16 protein-coding genes are annotated in these 17,071 nt (G+C 62.6%); 7 read left to right on the forward strand and 9 right to left on the reverse strand.

The window, feature by feature from the left end; translation table 11 throughout:
• The first annotated feature begins 132 nt into the window (after positions 1–132).
• Positions 133–2,082 carry a molecular chaperone HtpG gene (gene htpG / locus LPB072_RS02775; RefSeq protein WP_066085199.1) on the forward strand — a complete coding sequence of 650 codons (1,950 nt, stop codon included), beginning with the start codon at positions 133–135 and terminating at the stop codon, positions 2,080–2,082.
• An 82-nt stretch (positions 2,083–2,164) separates the two neighbouring features.
• Here the strand turns inward: htpG and LPB072_RS02780 are convergent, their stop codons facing one another.
• A complete protein-coding gene (locus LPB072_RS02780) occupies positions 2,165–3,253 on the reverse strand; it encodes a DUF2855 family protein (protein ID WP_066085202.1) in 1,089 nt (362 codons plus the stop codon).
• Positions 3,254–3,645: 392 nt separating this feature from the next.
• Between LPB072_RS02780 and LPB072_RS02785 the strand changes: the two genes are divergently transcribed.
• Positions 3,646–4,605 carry a lysylphosphatidylglycerol synthase domain-containing protein gene (locus tag LPB072_RS02785; protein ID WP_066085204.1) on the forward strand — a complete coding sequence of 320 codons (960 nt, stop codon included), beginning with the start codon at positions 3,646–3,648 and terminating at the stop codon, positions 4,603–4,605.
• Positions 4,606–4,712: 107 nt separating this feature from the next.
• On the opposite strand, the gene LPB072_RS02790 is transcribed toward LPB072_RS02785, so the two are convergent.
• The 3 genes from LPB072_RS02790 to LPB072_RS02800 all read right to left on the reverse strand — a co-directional run bounded on the left by LPB072_RS02790 (position 4,713) and on the right by LPB072_RS02800 (position 6,810).
• Positions 4,713–5,129 (reverse strand): organic hydroperoxide resistance protein, encoded by a 417-nt coding sequence (locus LPB072_RS02790; protein WP_066085207.1) that lies wholly within the window; start codon positions 5,127–5,129, stop codon positions 4,713–4,715.
• A gap of 58 nt (positions 5,130–5,187) precedes the next feature.
• The gene (locus tag LPB072_RS02795) at positions 5,188–5,637 is read right to left on the reverse strand and encodes a MarR family winged helix-turn-helix transcriptional regulator (RefSeq protein ID WP_066085210.1); all 450 of its coding nucleotides are present in this window, start codon (positions 5,635–5,637) and stop codon (positions 5,188–5,190) included.
• A 129-nt stretch (positions 5,638–5,766) separates the two neighbouring features.
• A complete protein-coding gene (locus LPB072_RS02800; RefSeq protein WP_066085253.1) occupies positions 5,767–6,810 on the reverse strand; it encodes a serine/threonine protein kinase in 1,044 nt (347 codons plus the stop codon).
• A gap of 39 nt (positions 6,811–6,849) precedes the next feature.
• On the opposite strand from LPB072_RS02800, the gene LPB072_RS02805 reads away from it, so the two are divergent.
• On the forward strand, positions 6,850–7,293 hold the full coding sequence (locus tag LPB072_RS02805; RefSeq protein WP_066085211.1) for a potassium channel family protein: 444 nt from the start codon (positions 6,850–6,852) through the stop codon (positions 7,291–7,293).
• Positions 7,290–8,159 (forward strand): class I SAM-dependent methyltransferase, encoded by an 870-nt coding sequence (locus LPB072_RS02810; RefSeq protein ID WP_066085213.1) that lies wholly within the window; start codon positions 7,290–7,292, stop codon positions 8,157–8,159. Before LPB072_RS02805 ends, LPB072_RS02810 begins: the two co-directional genes overlap by 4 nt.
• Positions 8,160–8,168: 9 nt before the next feature.
• On the opposite strand, the gene LPB072_RS02815 is transcribed toward LPB072_RS02810, so the two are convergent.
• Positions 8,169–8,834: a hypothetical protein gene (locus LPB072_RS02815; protein WP_066085255.1), complete on the reverse strand. Its 666-nt coding sequence runs from the start codon at positions 8,832–8,834 to the stop codon at positions 8,169–8,171.
• Between the two features lie 534 nt (positions 8,835–9,368).
• Here LPB072_RS02815 and LPB072_RS02820 point away from each other — a divergent pair.
• The 3 genes from LPB072_RS02820 to purT all read left to right on the forward strand — a co-directional run bounded on the left by LPB072_RS02820 (position 9,369) and on the right by purT (position 12,165).
• On the forward strand, positions 9,369–9,635 hold the full coding sequence (locus LPB072_RS02820; protein ID WP_066085216.1) for a hypothetical protein: 267 nt from the start codon (positions 9,369–9,371) through the stop codon (positions 9,633–9,635).
• 417 nt (positions 9,636–10,052) lie between these two features.
• On the forward strand, positions 10,053–10,916 hold the full coding sequence (gene asd, locus LPB072_RS02825) for an archaetidylserine decarboxylase (protein WP_066085256.1): 864 nt from the start codon (positions 10,053–10,055) through the stop codon (positions 10,914–10,916).
• A 46-nt stretch (positions 10,917–10,962) separates the two neighbouring features.
• A complete protein-coding gene (gene purT, locus LPB072_RS02830) occupies positions 10,963–12,165 on the forward strand; it encodes a formate-dependent phosphoribosylglycinamide formyltransferase (RefSeq protein WP_066085217.1) in 1,203 nt (400 codons plus the stop codon).
• A gap of 108 nt (positions 12,166–12,273) precedes the next feature.
• On the opposite strand, the gene LPB072_RS02835 is transcribed toward purT, so the two are convergent.
• Genes LPB072_RS02835 through LPB072_RS02850 form a run of 4 tightly spaced genes read right to left on the reverse strand, consistent with a single transcriptional unit; the run spans position 12,274 to position 17,023 of the window.
• Positions 12,274–13,482: an ABC transporter permease gene (locus tag LPB072_RS02835; RefSeq protein ID WP_066085218.1), complete on the reverse strand. Its 1,209-nt coding sequence runs from the start codon at positions 13,480–13,482 to the stop codon at positions 12,274–12,276.
• Between the two features lie 2 nt (positions 13,483–13,484).
• Positions 13,485–14,258, reverse strand: coding sequence for an ABC transporter ATP-binding protein (locus tag LPB072_RS02840; RefSeq protein WP_066085219.1), 774 nt, complete (start codon positions 14,256–14,258; stop codon positions 13,485–13,487).
• On the reverse strand, positions 14,255–15,574 hold the full coding sequence (locus LPB072_RS02845) for an efflux RND transporter periplasmic adaptor subunit (protein ID WP_066085220.1): 1,320 nt from the start codon (positions 15,572–15,574) through the stop codon (positions 14,255–14,257). Before LPB072_RS02845 ends, LPB072_RS02840 begins: the two co-directional genes overlap by 4 nt.
• Positions 15,575–15,604: 30 nt before the next feature.
• Positions 15,605–17,023: an efflux transporter outer membrane subunit gene (locus tag LPB072_RS02850; RefSeq protein ID WP_066085258.1), complete on the reverse strand. Its 1,419-nt coding sequence runs from the start codon at positions 17,021–17,023 to the stop codon at positions 15,605–15,607.
• Positions 17,024–17,071: the final 48 nt, after the last annotated feature.

A 17,071-nucleotide genomic window follows, 5' to 3' on the forward strand; every position in this document is an offset into this window, starting at 1 on the left:
TGAGAACTGCCTCGAAATGAGATAGATCTTGAATTGCGCCATTTCGTCCCTATCTCACGCTATGCGTGACCGTTCAAGCCACTTGAACGCGCCTCCGTTTTTCGAAACCTCCTTTTCCTCTACCCAAAGAACATGAGCAAACAAACACTCTCTTTCCAGGCCGAGGTGGCCCAGCTGCTGCACCTCGTCACCCATTCGCTGTATTCCAATCCCGAGATCTTCATGCGCGAGCTGGTGTCCAACGCGTCGGACGCTTGCGACAAGCTGCGGTTCGAGGCCTTGAATGATGCGTCGCTGTTTGAGGACGCGCCGAACCTGGAGGTGCGCGTGGCTTTTGACAAGGCCGCCAAGACCATCACCATCACCGACAACGGCATCGGCATGAGCCAGGCCGAAGCCGTGGAGCACCTGGGCACGATCGCCAAGAGCGGCACCAAAGATTTCATGGGCAAGCTCTCGGGCGACCAGAAGAAGGATGCACAGCTCATTGGCCAGTTTGGCGTGGGCTTTTATTCCGGCTTCATCGTGGCCGACAAGATCACGGTCGAATCGCGCCGAGCCGGCTTGCCGGCGGCAGAGGGCGTGCGCTGGACCAGTGGCGGCACGGGCGAATTTGAGGTGGAAACCATCGACCTGCCCAAGCGCGGCACCTCGATCACCCTGCATGTGCGCGATGACCAGAGCGAGTACCTGAGCCACTGGAAGCTGAAGTCGCTGGTCACCAAATACTCCGACCACATCAGCCTGCCCATCCTGATGCAAAAGGAAGAGTGGGACGCGGAGAAGAGCGAGCACGTTCAAAAGGACGAGTGGGAAGCCGTGAACGCGGCCAACGCGCTCTGGGCCCGCAGCAAGAAAGACATTTCCGACGAGCAGTACGCCGAGTTCTACAAGAACCTGAGCTACGACCAGGATGCGCCGCTGGCCTGGAGCCACAACCGCGTAGAAGGCAGCACCGAGTACACGCAGCTGCTCTACATCCCGGCCAAGGCGCCGATGGATTTGTGGAACCGCGACCGCAAGGCGGGCATCAAGCTCTACGTGCGCCGCGTGTTCATCATGGACGAAGCCGAAGCGTTGATGCCTTCTTACCTGCGCTGGGTCAAGGGCGTGGTCGACTCGGCCGACTTGCCGCTCAACGTGAGCCGCGAGCTGCTGCAAGAGAGCCGCGACGTGAAGGCGATCCGCGAAGGCAATACGCGCCGCGTGTTGGCCATGCTGGAAGACCTGGCCCGCAAAGACAAAGCGCCAGAAACCGCGGCCGACGCCGATGGCGTGACCGATGTGGTGAGCGAAGAGGACAAAGCCGCGGCTGAAAAAGACGTGGGCAAGTACACCGCTTTCTACGCCGAGTTCGGCTCTGCGATGAAAGAAGGCCTGGGCGAAGACTTCGCCAACCGCGACAAGATCGCCAAGCTGCTGCGCTACGCCAGCACCACGGTGGACACCTTGACCGTGAGCTTTGCCGACTACAAGGCGCGCATGAAAGAAGGCCAGGATGCCATCTACTACATCACCGCCGATTCGCTGGCCGCCGCCAAGAACAGCCCGCAACTCGAAGTGTTCAAGAAGAAGGGCATCGAAGTTTTGTTGATGGCCGACCGCGTGGACGAGTGGGCCATGTCGCATGTGCAAGAGTTCGAGGGCACGCCGCTGCAAAGCGTGGCCAAAGGCTCGTTTGATCTGGGCAAGCTGCAAGACGAAGACGAGAAAAAGGCCGCCGAAGCCGCGGCCGAAACCTTCAAGCCCATGCTGGAGAAGCTGAAAGAAGCGCTGAAAGACAAAGCCAAAGACGTGCGCGTGACCACGCGACTGGTGGATTCACCAGCTTGTCTGGTGGTGGAAGATGGCGACATCTCCAACCAGCTGACCCGCATGCTCAAAGCCGCCGGCCAGCCCGCACCGGTAAGCCAGCCGATTCTGGAAGTCAACGCCGACCACGCGCTGGTGAAGAAGCTGGAGGGCTCGACCCATTTCGACGACCTGGCCCACATCCTTTTTGACCAGGCGCTGTTGGCCGAAGGCGGTTTGCCTGACGATCCAGCCGCCTATGTGAAGCGGGTGAACGCTTTGCTGGTCTGAGCGCCATGAAAAAACGCCTCGGTTGAGGCGTTTGGGATGTGAATAAGGCTTGGGGCTTGGCGGCCCCAAGCCTTTTTTGCGTTCAGAGCAGTGTGAAGGTCTGGCCCACTGCCGGGTTGCTGCCGCCCTTGAGCATCTGTTGGTAGGCGGCTTCCAGGGCTTTTTGACCGCTCTGGTGTTCCACCGTCATCCACGGCTTGGTCGGGTCGGAGGCGCGCGCGGTGAACGCTTGCCATGCCTCCACCATGCGGCGGCCCAGTTCGGGCGCGCCCCAATCCTGGTTGCGCTTTTTCACTTGGGCGGGGGCGAAGAACATGGTGGGCGTGGGGCCGGGCAAGCCCTTGGCACCGCGCAGGCTTTCCACGTGGGTGGCGCCAATGGCGCAGCTGTAGCGCAACGCGGTGAAGCGCTCGTGAATCTGGGTGCGCAAGCCGCCGTTGCCGGCAAAGTCGAGGTAGACGCAGGGTGTGTCGGCGGCGATCTGGTCGAGCTCGCCGTAGCCCACCACTTGGCTGTAGCAGCCCAGGCTTTCGCAGAAGGCTTTGTTGCCGTCCGAGGTCAGGCCGATGATCTTCACGCCTTTGCGTTGTGCCAGCTGGAACGCGGTGCCGTAGGCGGTTTTGCTGGAGGCGCTGGAGAGCAGCAGCGTTGTGGCACCGAAGAAGTTGTTGTCGTCCAGGAAATCGTCGATCAGCCATGAGGTGAGGAAGAGCGGGCGCAGCAGGGCCTGAACGCTTTCGGTACCAGTCATGTGGAAGGCGTCGCTTGAGGTGCGAATGAGCTGGTTGTAAACCGCATGCAGTTCGGCGCGGTGGGGCGCGGCGTCGGAAAACCCCAGCGGGGTGACACGGCTGGGTTGCAGCACGGCATGGTTGGCTGTGGGCCAGTAGCCGTAGAGCCGTTCACCCACGGCCACCTCGGCGTGGCGCGACTCGATCACGGTGGCAAAACCCCAGACCGGGATCACGCCCCATTCGGCATCGCCCGACGGGTAAAAGTCCCAGTAGCGCATGGCGTCGCCCATGGCCGCGTAGGTGATGTTGTTGGCGGTGAGGGCAAACAGCTCGACCTCGGTGCGAACTTCTCCGTCTTTGAGCGGGGCGTCATCGGTTGTGGTCCAGCGGGTCTGGCTGATCTGGTTTTTTCGAACTTGCAGGGTGGTTGTGGTCAAAGTGGGTCTCCGGTGTTTGTCATCACGTTAAAGCAAACCGTGCGTTGGCTCAATGGTGACGGGGCGCACTGGCGACAAGGCTTCAGGCGCCTGGGCGGCACACAGTACACCGGCTGCAAGCCGCAAGAAGCCGGTCTCGTTCGGAACCGACTCCTGCGCCCAGGGGGCCCCTTCCCGGGCTTCTCCGCCGCACCGGTGGATCGTCTTTTCAGGTGTTTCTCCGCGGTGCCTTTTGCCCTACAGGCGCCTGGGCGTTGTCGCGGGTCATGCTGAGGAGGCAACACACTAAAATCGCGCATCAGGGGCACACGAGTGCCTCAATCTGTTTTTGTGGACGTCCCGCACAGGGAGATGCCACCCGCCAGGCACCCTGGCACCACCGAATGTTGCGAATGACCCGAGCCAAGACCGCCTTCAAGATCCTGATGTACGCCGCCGTATTGGCTTCATTGGTGTATTTCGGGCTGGCGTTCAAGAAAAACGTGGATGGTCTGCCCCCCATCGACTGGAATCTGGGCACCGTGTTTGTGGCTGTTTTGAGCTGCGTCACGGTGGTGGTGACCCATTTTTTCGGCACCCATGTGTGGCGTTTGCTGATGGCCGATCAGAACCATCGCGTGTCGGTTCGGCTGGCGATGTCGGTGTTTTTTCTTTCTCAGCTGGGCAAGTACCTGCCGGGCAATGTGGGGCAGTTTCTGGGGCGTGGCGTGTTGGCCAAGTCCACCGGCATTCCGGTTGGCGTGGCGGTGGGAACCGCGGTGTTTGAAGGCATCTGGAGCCTGGTGATCAGCCTCACCCTGGCGCTTCTCTCAACCTGGGTGCTGTGGGATTTGACAACCTTGCACAGCGTCAACCCCAGCTTTGGCGGGAAGGCCAGCTGGCTGTTGGCGCTGGCGCTGGTGTTGCCCTGGTTGAGTGTCAAGGTGCTCAACATGCTGTTTCCCAAGATCAGCCGCAAGGTGGGCGGGGGCGAACTGCTGCGATTGCCGCGGCTGCGGACTTCTTTGCTGGTATCGCTGCTGATCTTGATCAACTTCATGCTGCTGGGTTTTGTTCTGAAGTTGCAGGCCGAGGTGTTTTTCGCCTCTCCCCCGGTTGATTGGCTGAGCATCACCTTGCTGTTCAGCAGCGCATGGGTGGCCGGTTACGTGGTGCCCGGGGCTCCCGGCGGGTTGGGCGTTCGTGAGGCCATGATGGTGGTGCTGCTCACGCCGCTGACGGGTGCCCCCATTGCCACCGGGCTGGCTGTCAGCATGCGGCTGACCTCATTGCTGGGTGACGGATTGACCATCGCAATCGGCGCCATCAGCAGGCGCATGCAAAGCCGACAGAGCGAGATCGCGGCAACCTGATCTTGCTGGTGAAGCCGTCAGCGCCGCCTTGGCCAGGTGCTAGGTCAACAAACGAAAAAAAAGCCCGCCGGCAAACGCCGGGCGGGCTTTTTCATGGGTAGGCCGGGTTACGCCAGCGTGATGGTCACTTCGATGTTGCCTCGGGTGGCGTTGGAGTAAGGGCAGACCTGATGGGCGGCATCGACAATGGCTTGTGCCTGGGCGCGCTCCAAACCGGGCAGGCTCACTGTCAGGCGGGCGGCGATGCCGTATCCACCGGTGATGGGGCCCAGATCCACTTCAGCGTCCACGGCCGCATCGGCCGGCACGGCGACTTTCATTTGACCGGCCACAGCCTTGATGGCGCCGATGAAGCAGGCGGAGTAGCCGGCTGCGAACAGCTGCTCGGGGTTGGTGCCTTTGCCAGGGCCACCGGGAGCGGAGTGGATCACGTCCAGTCGACCGTCATCGGATTTGGAGGCGCCATCGCGGCCACCGGTGGTGTGGGTGCGGGCGGTGTAGAGAACTTTGTCGAGCTTGGCCATTTTGAGGTCTTTCGAGGTTGGGCTTCGGTTGAAGCGGGGAGAAAAAAAGAGGAGGGGTTCAACCCAACAGTCGGTCGCGCAGGGATTGCACCTGGCGGGTGAGTGAGGCCACTTCGGCCAGGTCGCATTGCGTGGCCTGCAAGATGCAACCGGGTATGCGTTGGGCCCGGGTTTTCAGTGCGCGGCCTTCGGCGGTGAGCAAGACGCGCACGCGGCGTTCGTCTTCGGCATCGCGCAGTCGGGTCAGCAATCCGGCGGTTTCCAGACGCTTGAGCAGCGGCGTCAAGGTGCCCGAATCCAGATTCAGGCGCTGGCCCAGTTCGGAAACGCTCACACCGTCCTGCTCCCAGAGCACCAGCAAAGCCAGGTACTGCGGGTAGGTGAGGCCGAGCTCATCGAGCAGCGGCTTGTAGAGTTTGGTCATCGCCAGCGAGGCGGAATACAACGCAAAGCAGAGCTGGTTGTCGAGCCGCAGGGCTTGGTCGGAGAGCGTCGTCGGGGAAGGCATGGCATGAACTGTATGCCGCAATTCAATTGCACGCAATTAAATTGCGAATAACCTTTTCTGGCCAGCGGTTGCTGCAAATGGGCTGACGGGGATGCGCAGGCCCGTGGTAGGCGAGGCCGGCGCGGAAGCTCAGGCCACCAGCGGTGGGTTTTGCATTTCTTCGATTTGCTCGACCAGCATGTCGACCTGTCCTTGCCAGTAGTCGCGGGTGCCGAACCAGGGGAAGTTGATCGGGAAGGCCGGGTCTTCCCAGCGGCGCGCGAGCCAGGCACTGTAGTGGATGAGCCGCAGCGTGCGCAGCGGCTCGATCAGTGCGAGCTCGCGCCGGTCGAATGAGCGGAACTGTTCATAGCCATCGATCAAGGCGCCGAGTTGCTGGTTTTGCTGGCGGCGATCGCCGCTGAGCAGCATCCAGATGTCTTGCACGGCAGGGCCCATTCGGGCGTCATCCAGATCCACAAAATGCGGGCCGGCACCGGGCGCGCCCTCTGGCGTCCAGAGGATATTGCCGGGGTGGCAGTCGCCGTGCAGCCGCAGGGTTTGAATGCCCTCGGGATCGGGCTGGGCGTTCGCCGTCAGGCAGGGGTGCGACTCGATGATGGCCAGTGCCTCGTCCAGTGTTTCGCGCCAGGCGGTCTGTACCTCGGGTGCCACCATCTGGTGCTCGAGCAGCCAGTCACGGGGTTCATGGGCAAAGTGTGTGGCATTGAGCGCGGGCCTGGACTCAAAGGGGTGCGCTGCGCCCACGCTGTGAATGCGGGCCAGAAAACGCCCAATCCACTCCAGCACCTCAAAGTTCTCGAGCTCAGGGCGGCGCCCGCCACGGCGCGGGCTCACCGAAAATGCGAATCCACCAAAATGGTGCAGTGTTTCGCCCGTCAGACGCAACGGCGGCACCGCCGGGATCTCGGCGGCGACCAAAGCCTCGGCAAATGCATGCTCTTCGTTGATTTGAGCGTCGCTCCAGCGATTGGGCCGGTAAAACTTGGCGACCACCTGCTCGTGCCCATCAACCGGCGACTCCAGATGCACCTGGTACACCCGGTTTTCAAAGCTGTTGAGGGCCGCAAGCCGCCCGTCACCCCAAAGACCCACACTGGCGAGGGCGTCTTGCACCACATCGGGGGTGAGGGCGGTGTAGGGGTGGAGGCGCTGTGCGCTGGCATCGTTCATCAATGCATTGTCGCCGCCCGCACATGCCAAAATCCCTGCATGTCACGATCAAAAGTCAATCGCCGCCATCTCATGCGCCGCGGCCTTTGGTATTCGCTGGCCCTTTGCGTGATCATCTTGTTGCTGGGCGGCGTCGGCTTTTGGGCGCTGGAGCCTCAAATCGACACCCTGCAAGACGGTCTGTGGCTGGCGTTCACCACGGCTGCGACGGTGGGCTACGGCGATACTGTGCCGAAAACCCATGTGGGTCGGGCCTTCGCCGTGATTGTTGTCTTGCTGGGGTTGGCGGTTTTGTCGCTCGTTACCGCTTCGCTGGCGGCCCTGTTTGTGGAGCGCGATGTAGAGGCCGACGAACGCCAGATCGAGGTGGACCTGTTGCGAGAAATCCGCGCCTTGCGCCACCAGATCAACGCGATTGAGCGCCGGATCGAGCCGGTTGAACCCGACGCGACCACGCCACCCATTGAAAAGAACCCTTTGTGAAACCCCAGAAGTCATTGCAAGAACAGCTGCCGGAGTTGCGTCCGGGCCAGTCCATCGAGCTGCTCAAGGAGCTGCACATCCTCACGCGCGAGGGCAAGCTGAACCAGGATACGCGGCGCAAGCTCAAGCAGGTCTATCACCTGGTGCGCTTCATTGAGCCCTTGCTGGCCGATGTGTTGAAGATCACCGGAGACGTCTCCCTGGCCGACCATGGCGCAGGCAAGTCTTACCTCGGCTTCATCCTCTACGACCTGTTTTTCAAAGACAAGCCGGTGGGCTGGGTCACGGGCGTGGAGACGCGGGCCGAACTGGTCGAGCGCTCACAGGCGCTGGCCCAGCGGCTGGGTTTTGACCGCATGCGTTTCCTGGCCACCACCGTGCAAGAGGCGCTGACCCATCCTGAACTGCCCGCCACCATCGATGTGGTGACGGCTTTGCATGCCTGTGATACCGCGACCGACGATGCGATTGCATTCGGGCTGGCCAAACAGGCCAAACACATGGTCTTGGTACCCTGCTGCCAGGCGGAGGTGGCCGCTGTAATGAAGCGCAGCAGAGCGTTGAATCTGGCGCGCACACCCTTGGCCGAGCTGTGGCGCCATCCATTGCACACGCGCGAATTTGGCAGCCAGATCACGAACGTGTTGCGCTGCCTGCAACTGGAGGCCAATGGCTACGGCGTGACGGTGACAGAGCTGGTGGGCTGGGAACACTCGATGAAAAACGAGCTGATTTTGGCCAGTCGAAACGGGCCTGGGCAACAAGCTCAGCAGCAACGGGCCGCTGAGCGTTTGCAGCAGGTGCTCGATGAACTGGGCTTGCAGACGCTGGCGACGCGTTTTGGTGGCATCACCGGCGTAGCCTGAGGGCGCCGCTTATTTCGAGGCAGCCGGTTTGGCCGCCTTGCTGGCCGGGGCGGTGCCCGGTGCGGCAGCGGCGGGTGGCGGCGTGGCGACTGCGCTCAGGCGAGCAGTCAAATCGGCCTCGAGAGTTTTCAGGTTGGCTTCGACGCCGGCGCGCGTATCGGTCACCAGTTTGGCTTGCAGCGCCTGCTGCATTTCGCCGCTGACTTGCTGGAACTTCGCGTACTCGGGAGATTCCAGAATCGCCACCACTTTCTTCAACTCGTCCTCGGTGAAGCGCTGGTTCAACACCGGGCCAACAGTCTCGGGCGCGAGCGCCACCGCGCGATCGGTCACCAGCGGCACGGTCTTCTCCATGTATTTCTTGGCATCGGCCTGAACGCCTTTGATGGTGGCTTCGCGTTTTTCTGGCGCGACACGGGCTTGCATCACGGCCGCCGCGCGTTCGAGCATTTGCAGCGCAGGCTCCTGCGCCATTTCGGACGACATGACCTCAATGCCGGGTTGCTGGAGCTTGAGCAGGCGAGCGATCAACTCTTTCTTGGCTGGTGATGGGGCTGGTGCAGCCGCAGCCGCAGCGGCTGGCGCTGCAGCCGGGGTGGACTGGGCTTGGGCCTGATGGGCAGCGGTGAACGTGATCAGCGCAGTAGAAATGGTGAGCAGGAATTTTTTTTGCATGTGGAATGGTACCCAAAAAGCGGGGGTGTTCGAGGCTTGCAGGCGCGTCCATGGTTCTGCGCTGCGGGGGCATTGTGCGCTGAATCGCCTGAGCAGGATGCGCTTGCCCTCACCCAATCGCTGCGGTGACGCGCAGACGCCCTGGAAGACGGCAAGACACGGGAAATCAAGCGCGCAAGGTCCATGGAGAAAAGTTGTATCTCTACGGACACAAAAAGAATCCCGGAATTTCAGGCCGAAAGACTCTGCACGGCGCAATCGACAGACCACTGAAACAGTGGTTGGCGGACATCACTTCAGCCAAGTGTCAGCCTTGAAACCTGCATAAACAAAGGAATCCATGTTCTTTTTTCAAGAGCACTTTCGCGATTGCCTTGGCCGTATAGGGCATTGCCAGACAAGCTTGTCAGGGAAACACCTACACGTTGAATGGGGGTGCGCCGACTTAACGTCTTGAAACACCGTGAATACAGTTGGACACATGGACAAACAAATTGTCTTTTTCTCTTCTCTCCACCATCCAGGGAACACACCATGAACTCCAGCACCAGCCGCCTCAACCCCTTCGCCATGATGCTCGACCCAGAGGCCGTGATCAGCGCCATGGAAGACAGCCTGAACCTGCGCCGCCTGCGCCAGCGCATCTGCCGCCCTCTGGACAAGCCGCTGATCCCCAAGACCCATGGCGTGGACCGCGTCATCCAGCGCGAATTCGACATGGTGATCGACACCGAAGAATTCATGAACACCGGCAGCGAAATTTATGCTGTTGCGCAGCCTGCATTGCACGCTGTTCATTGAACAAGCACCGCTCTGGCCCGAGCCAGCGGTGTGCCCCCCCGGTGGGGGGTGCTGGCAGACCGGTAAAGGCAGAGCCATTGTTCCCCGTTTGACGCCCCTTCCGGGCGCTGTTTGGGCAGCCACCCCCCTTGGCCGATAAACGCCCAGCCAATCCAGATCCTTTTCAACGCGCTGGGCGACAACGCGGTTGCCCACAGCAGGGCTTGGCCAGCCACATGATTCCATCATGAGACCCGCGGGCCCGGATACTGACCAACAGGCATCTGGTGGGCTCCTTCGGGGGTGAGGCCTGCTTTGAGGGAGGCACCCCGTTGAGGCATGTCACCGGGCCGCTGCGCGAGGCGTCCGATCATTGAATTCCAGGGTGCAACCTACAATGGGGCACTTCAATCGCCCTGGCTTCGCGCCTCCCGACCTGTGTCCCTTTCCCCAGCCGTTGCCCTTCAATATGTCTTGCCGAAACAGGCACTCACCGTGTTTGCCGGATGGGTCGCGGGAGCCCGGGGCGGCCGCTTCACCCATGCCCTGATCCGCTGGTTCATTGGCCGCTATGGCGTGAACATGAGCGAGGCTGCAAGAGACAGCGCAACCGACTTCGCGACGTTCAACGAGTTCTTTACCCGGGCGCTGAAGCCGGATGCCCGGCCTTTGTCGAGCGCGGCCTTTGTTTGCCCCGTTGACGGCGCGATCAGCCAGCTGGGACACATCCAGAACGACCAGATTATTCAGGCCAAGGGCCACCAGTACAGCACCCGGGCGCTGGTGGGCGGCGATGCCGAGCTGGCCGCGCAGTTCAATGATGGCGAGTTCGCCACGATTTACCTGAGCCCCAAGGACTACCACCGCATTCACATGCCCGCCGCCGCCCGTTTGCGCCGCATGATCTATGTGCCTGGCGAGCTGTTTTCGGTGAACCCCGCCACGGCGCAGGGTGTGCCCGGCTTGTTCGCCCGCAACGAGCGCGTCGTTTGCGTGTTTGACATGCCCCATGGGCCTGATGGCGAGATCCGCCCATTTGTTCAGGTGTTGGTCGGGGCCACGATTGTGGGCAGCATGGCCACGGTGTGGCACGGCGTGGTGAACCCGCCTCGCTCGCGCGAAGTGCGCGAATGGCAATACGACAACCAGGCCATTTTGCTTTCGCGCGGTGAGGAAATGGGGTGCTTTCTTCTGGGCTCGACCGTGGTGCTGTTGTGGCCCAAAGACACCGTGGCCTTCAACCCCGAATGGGTGGCCGGGCAAGGTGTTCGCATGGGTGAGCCCATGGGCGAAGCCGCCTGATCACACGCAACAAATCTCTCAACTGACCGCCAGGAAGGCCATCGCCATGACCACCATCGGAACCCCTTTGTCGCCTTCAGCCACCAAAGTCATGTTGCTTGGCAGTGGTGAGTTGGGAAAAGAAGTGCTGATCGCCCTGCAACGCCTGGGCGTGGAAACCATGGCGGTGGACCGATACGACCACGCACCGGGTCAGCAGCTTGCCCACCACGCGCGCACCATCACCATGAGCGATCCCGTGCAACTGAAAGCCCTGATTGAGGCCGAGCGGCCGCACCTGGTCGTGCCCGAGATTGAAGCGATCGCCACGCCCATGCTCGAAGAGTTGGAGGCCGCAGGCGTGGTGCGGGTGATCCCCACGGCGCGCGCCGCACGCCTGACCATGGACCGTGAAGGCATTCGCCGCCTGGCCGCTGAAACCCTGGGCCTGCCGACCAGTCCTTACAAATTCTGCGACTCGTTGGCGGAGCTGCAAGCCGCCATTGGTGGTGGCGTCGGCTACCCCTGCGTGGTCAAACCGGTGATGAGCAGCTCAGGCAAGGGCCAGAGCAAGATCGATGGCCCGGCCGATGTGCAGAAAGCCTGGGACTATGCGATGGCCGGTGGCCGCGTGGGGCCGGGCCGCGTGATCGTTGAAGGCTTCATTGATTTTGATTACGAAATCACGCAGCTCACCGTGCGTGCGCTGGGCGCCGGGGGCGCAGTTGAAACCCATTTCTGCGAGCCCATTGGCCATGTGCAGGTGAGCGGCGACTATGTGGAGAGCTGGCAGCCGCACCGCATGACGCCGGCTGCCCTGGCCGAATCGCGTCGCGTGGCCAAAGCGGTCACCGACAACCTGGGCGGGCAGGGGCTGTTCGGCGTGGAGCTGTTCGTCAAAGGCGATCAGGTGTGGTTCAGCGAAGTCAGCCCGCGCCCACACGACACCGGCATGGTGACCATGATCACCCAGTGGCAAAACGAATTCGAGCTGCACGCCCGCGCCATCCTGGGGCTGCCGGTGGACACCACGCTCAAAAGCCCAGGTGCCAGCGCGGTGATCTATGGCGGCTTGGATGCACAAGGCATCGCATTCGATGGCGTGGACGAAGCCATGCGCGTGCCTAACAGCGATATCCGCCTGTTTGGCAAGCCCGAGAGCTTTGTGAAGCGCCGCATGGGCGTGGCGCTGGTGCACGACGCCGATGTGGAAGTGGCGCGCACCCAAGCCAAGCGAGCAGCCGGTCTGGTCAAGCCACGAGTCGCGTAGCGCAACGCCCGAGGGGAAGTTCAGCCAAAGGCACCGCGGACCTGGCTCCGCCCGTCCGCCAGTGCCGCCCCCCCCTTGGGGGGTGAAGGCGAAGCCGGCGCGGGGGGGTCATTCGTGTCTTAGCGCGTCGATGGGGTTCAGGCGCGCAGCGCGCCTTGCGGGGAAGTAGCCGAACACCACGCCAATACCTGCTGAGAACACGAACGACAGCAGGTTGACGCCAGGGTTGAAGACGTAGGGCACGTCCATCAAGGATGAAAGGCCAATCGACGCACCGGTGGCGAGCACGATACCGATCAGGCCGCCCAGCGCCGCCAGCACCACGGCTTCGATCAGGAACTGCATCAACACCTCACGTTCAAGCGCGCCGATCGCCAGGCGCAGACCGATTTCACGGGTGCGTTCGGTCACGCTGACCAGCATGATGTTCATGATGCCGATACCGCCCACCAGGAGGCTCACAGCGGCCACGGCACCCAGCAGCATGGTCAGCACCTTGGTGGTGCCCGAGAGCGTATCGGCCAATTGCTTGGTGTCGAGCACGTTGAAGTTGTCCTCATCGCTGTCGGCCAGTTTGCGCCGCTCGCGCAGCAGTTGCGTCATGCTGGTCTTGACCCGCGTGCTGTCGCTGCCGTCGGCCATGGACACCAGCAAGGTGTTGACCGAAGTGGATCCGGTGATGCGGCGCTGCAGGGTTTTGATGGGCATGAAGACCAGATCGTCCTGGTCGTTGCCGAAAGAGCCTTGCCCTTTTGAGCCCAGCACGCCAACCACTTCGCAGGTGATCTTCTGCACCCGCAAGGCTTCGCCCAGCGCGGGTTTGTCGCCAAACAGTTCGCGGCGCACGGTCTCACCCACCATGCACACCGCTGAGCCAGCGCGCAACTCGTCATCTGTGAACTCACGGCCCTGAGACAGCGACCAGTTGCCGATGGTGAGCCAGGCATTGGTGCTGCCGGTGATGCTGCTGGTCCAGTTGCGCCCGTTGGCGACCAGCGTGCCGCCCGATCGGGATTCGGGTGCGGCCGCTGCCACGCCGCCGATCTGGGTGGCGATGGCCTCGGCGTCGGCTTCTTTGAACGACGGTGCACTGCCGCCGCCGCCGCCTGGCCCCATGCGCTGCCCCGGGCGCACTTGCAGAAGGTTGGTGCCCAAACCGGAAATCTGGTTTTGCACCGCGAGTGTGGCGCCGTTGCCCACGGTGACCATGGTGATCACGGCGCTCACGCCAATCACGATGCCCAGCACGGTGAGAAAAGAGCGCATCAGGTTGCGCCGGATGGAGCGAAGCGCGAGCAGCAAGGTGTTGAACCACATGGTCAAGCCACTCCTTCGATCAGGGGTGCGGATGCATGGGGCTGCAGCGCTTGCGGGTGGGGGTTGCGCTCATCGCTGGCCACCACGCCGTCGACGAAACGCACCATGCGTTTGGCATAGGCCGCCATATCGGGTTCATGCGTCACCATCAGCACGGTGATGCCCTGATCGGCGTTGAGACGCCAGAGCAACTCCATGATCTCCTGGCTGCGGTGGGTATCCAGGTTGCCGGTGGGCTCGTCGGCCAACAAGACCGCCGGTTCGGTGACGATGGCGCGCGCAATCGCCACGCGCTGCTGCTGGCCGCCGGAGAGCTCGCCGGGCGTGTGATGCTCCCAACCCTTGAGACCCACGGCGTCAAGCGCGCGCGCGGCCATGGCGTGGCGTTTCGCCGTGGGCTCACCGCGGTAAATCAAAGGCAACTCCACATTTTCCTGGGCCGAAGTGCGTGCGAGCAGATTGAACCCTTGGAAGACAAAACCCAGGTAGCGCCGGCGCAAACGCGCGCGCTGGTCGCGGCTGAGCGATTGCACCTGAACCCCTTGAAACTCATAGGTGCCACCCGTGGGGATGTCGAGGCAACCCAGGGTGTTCATTGCCGTGGATTTGCCAGAGCCGCTGGGCCCCATGATGGCCACAAAGTCACCGCGCTGGATATCGAGATCCACGCCCTTGAGCGCTTGAAAGGCGGTGTTGCCTTCGCCATAGGTTTTGGTGATGTGGCGCAGGCGAATCAGGGGTGCCGCACCGGTACCGGTATCGACAGCGGGGCTCATGAACCGGTCCCTGAGCTGCGCTGATCGGTGATCACCTGCATGCCGGGCTGCAAATCACCGCCAACGATCTCGGTCATGCGCCCATCGCTGATACCGGTCTGCACAGCAACCGATTTGGCGCTGCCATCCACCAGCACCCAGATCGTGCGGGCGCCGGGCGAGGCCTTTTCTTCGGTGGTCTTTTTTGCCGATGAGCTGCGCGGGGGGCGGGGCATCATCTTTGACAGGATGCTGCTGCTTGATGCGGCTCCCGCTTTGGCGGCGCCGTTGGCTGTTGGCGTGAAGCGCAGCGCGGTGTTGGGCACCAGCAGCGCATCATTGCGTTCGGTCGAAACGATGGTGGCCACCGCGGTCATGCCCGGGCGCAGGCTGAGATCGTCGTTGTCGACCGCGAGAGTGGCGGTGTAGGTGACCACGTTGTTGGTCGTCGTGGAGCCAAACGCCACGCGGGTGATGGCTGCGGGAAACTTGCGTGAGGGGTAGGCACTGACTGTGAAGGACGCCTTTTGCCCCACTTGCACCGAACCCACATCGGCTTCGTCGACGCTGGCGCTGAGTTCCAGCTGCGCCAGGTTTTCGGCCACGGTAAACAGGGTTACAGCCTGCAACGAGGCAGCCACGGCATTGCCCGGATCCACCGAGCGGCTCAGCACCACGCCGTCAATGGGCGACCGGATAGACGACTTTGAGAGGTTGGTTTCGTCGGTCGACAACGTGGCGCGGGCAACGGCCACGTTGGCCAGTGCGCTTTGTTCTGCGGCCTCGGCCCGGGCAACCGCGGCGCGTGCGCTGTCGAGTTCGGTGGCCGAGGGCACCTTGCCGTCCGACAGCTTGGCGACTTCTTCAAAGCGTGCCAAGGTGGAGCGTGATTCCTTCACCGTGGCGCTGCTCTGGGCCATTTGAGCCTGCGCGGCTGCAAGCGAGGCGCGTGAGCGCTGCACCTGGTCTTTGAACTTGGCCGCGTCGAGCTCGACCATCACTTGCCCGGCTTTGACTTTGTCGTTCACATCCACGAGCACGCGCTGTACCGTGCCCGACAACTCGCTACCGATGTTGACCGAGCGCGTGGGCTGCAGCGTGCCATTGGCAGAGACGGTGAGCGTGAGCTGGCCTTTGCGCGCCACTTCGGTCACAAATGCGGGCGCTGCGCTGGCTGCTTTCTGTGATTGCCAATAGGTCCACCCAGCGACCAGCAAGATCAGGGCGATCAAAGCCAGCCAGAGCGATGGGCGCTTCCACCAACGGGGTGCCGGGTCTTCGCCGAGCAGGTTTTGCAAAGCAGCGTCGTTGGAGAGATCGGTTTTTTGAGCGGTCATGGTGTGGCGAAAGAATCAGGAAAAGAGGGCTCAGCGGATCTGGGTGTCTGGTTGCCAGCCGCCGCCCAAGGCCTTGTAGAGCTGCACATGGTCGGCGCTCAGGCTGCCCTGCGCGCTGGCCAGGCTGTCTTGCAGCGAGAGCAACGTGCGCTGGGTGGTCAGCACCGTGGAAAAATCGGTCAAGCCGCTCTGGTAACGCTGGCGGGCCAGAAGCTCGGCGTTGGCTGCGGCGTCAGAGGCCGTCTGGAGTCGCGCAAGGCGTTCGCCATCACCCTGGAGCGCGACCAGGGCGTTTTCGACATCGCCCAGCGCACTCAGTACCGTGCTCTGGTAGGTGGCGCGCGCCTGATCGAGCGCGGCCTGCTGCGCGCGCACCTGGGCGGCATTGGCGCCACCATCAAACAGTGGCGCTGACAGGCCTGCCAGCACCGACTGAAGCAACGAAGCGCTGTTGGTGAGTGTGCCCAAGGTCAATGCGGACAACCCCAGCGAGCCGCTGAGCCGCAGGCTGGGGTAGCGAGCGGCCTCGGCAGATGCCACCCGCGACAGGGCAGCGGCAATGCGCTGCTCCGCCGTCGCAACATCGGGCCGTTGGCGAAGGGTGTCTGCCGGGAAGGCGAGCGCCAGGTCGGGTGGGCTGGCTGGTATCGGTGCAGGGGTCGCCAGCAGGGATGCGAGTGCGCCAGGGGCTTGGCCCGTGAGGATGGCCAGGGCGTTCATGGCCTGCGCTGCGCTGGCCTTCAAGGCTGGCAACTGAGCGCGCGTTTGTTCTGTGGCGCTGATACTTTGCTCAACATCGAGGGAAGAGGCCAGCCCCGCCTGGGCGCGCCATTGGGTGATCTGAAGGGTTTCCTGCTGCTTGTCCAGATTGCTTTGGGCAATGTCCAGGCGGGTTTGCAGTGCGCGCACGTTGATGTAACCCAGGGCCACCTCCGCGGCCAGCGAAATCCTCACATTGGCAAGGCTGGCTTTTGACGCTTGAACATCTGCCTCGCTGGCGTTGGCTGCGCTGCGATTGCCGCCAAAGATATCGGGCTCCCAACTGGCATCAAAGCCGAGCTGGAACTTGTTGCTGGTGTCGTTGTCACCCGAGCGGCTGCGCTGTGCCGACGCGGATGTACCCAGCGCAGGGCCCAGGCCAGCCTGTTGCAAGTCGGCCAGGGCCCTCGATTGGCGAAGGGCTGCTTGAGCGCCTTGCACGCTTGGGTTGGCTTCCAGGGCTTGGGTGATCAACGCGCCCAGCGTCGGGTCGTTGAACCGGTTCCACCAGGTCGACAGGTCGTGTGCCGGTGCGTCCGCACGGGCAGAACCATTCACCCATTGCAACGGAACGTTGCCCGCCTCTGGCGACCCGGAGGGTGTGGGCAAGCCGGCGCACGCAACCAGGGTGAAGGCCAGACCAATGGGTATCAGCCGTCGGCTGATCAGGAGAGTGGGTCGGATTGCCATGCGCGGTTTCATGTGGGACAGGGAGGCCTGTGCTGTGGAGGGTTGAGA

The sequence above is a fragment of the Hydrogenophaga crassostreae genome, assembly GCF_001761385.1.
Classification (GTDB): domain Bacteria; phylum Pseudomonadota; class Gammaproteobacteria; order Burkholderiales; family Burkholderiaceae_C; genus Hydrogenophaga; species Hydrogenophaga crassostreae.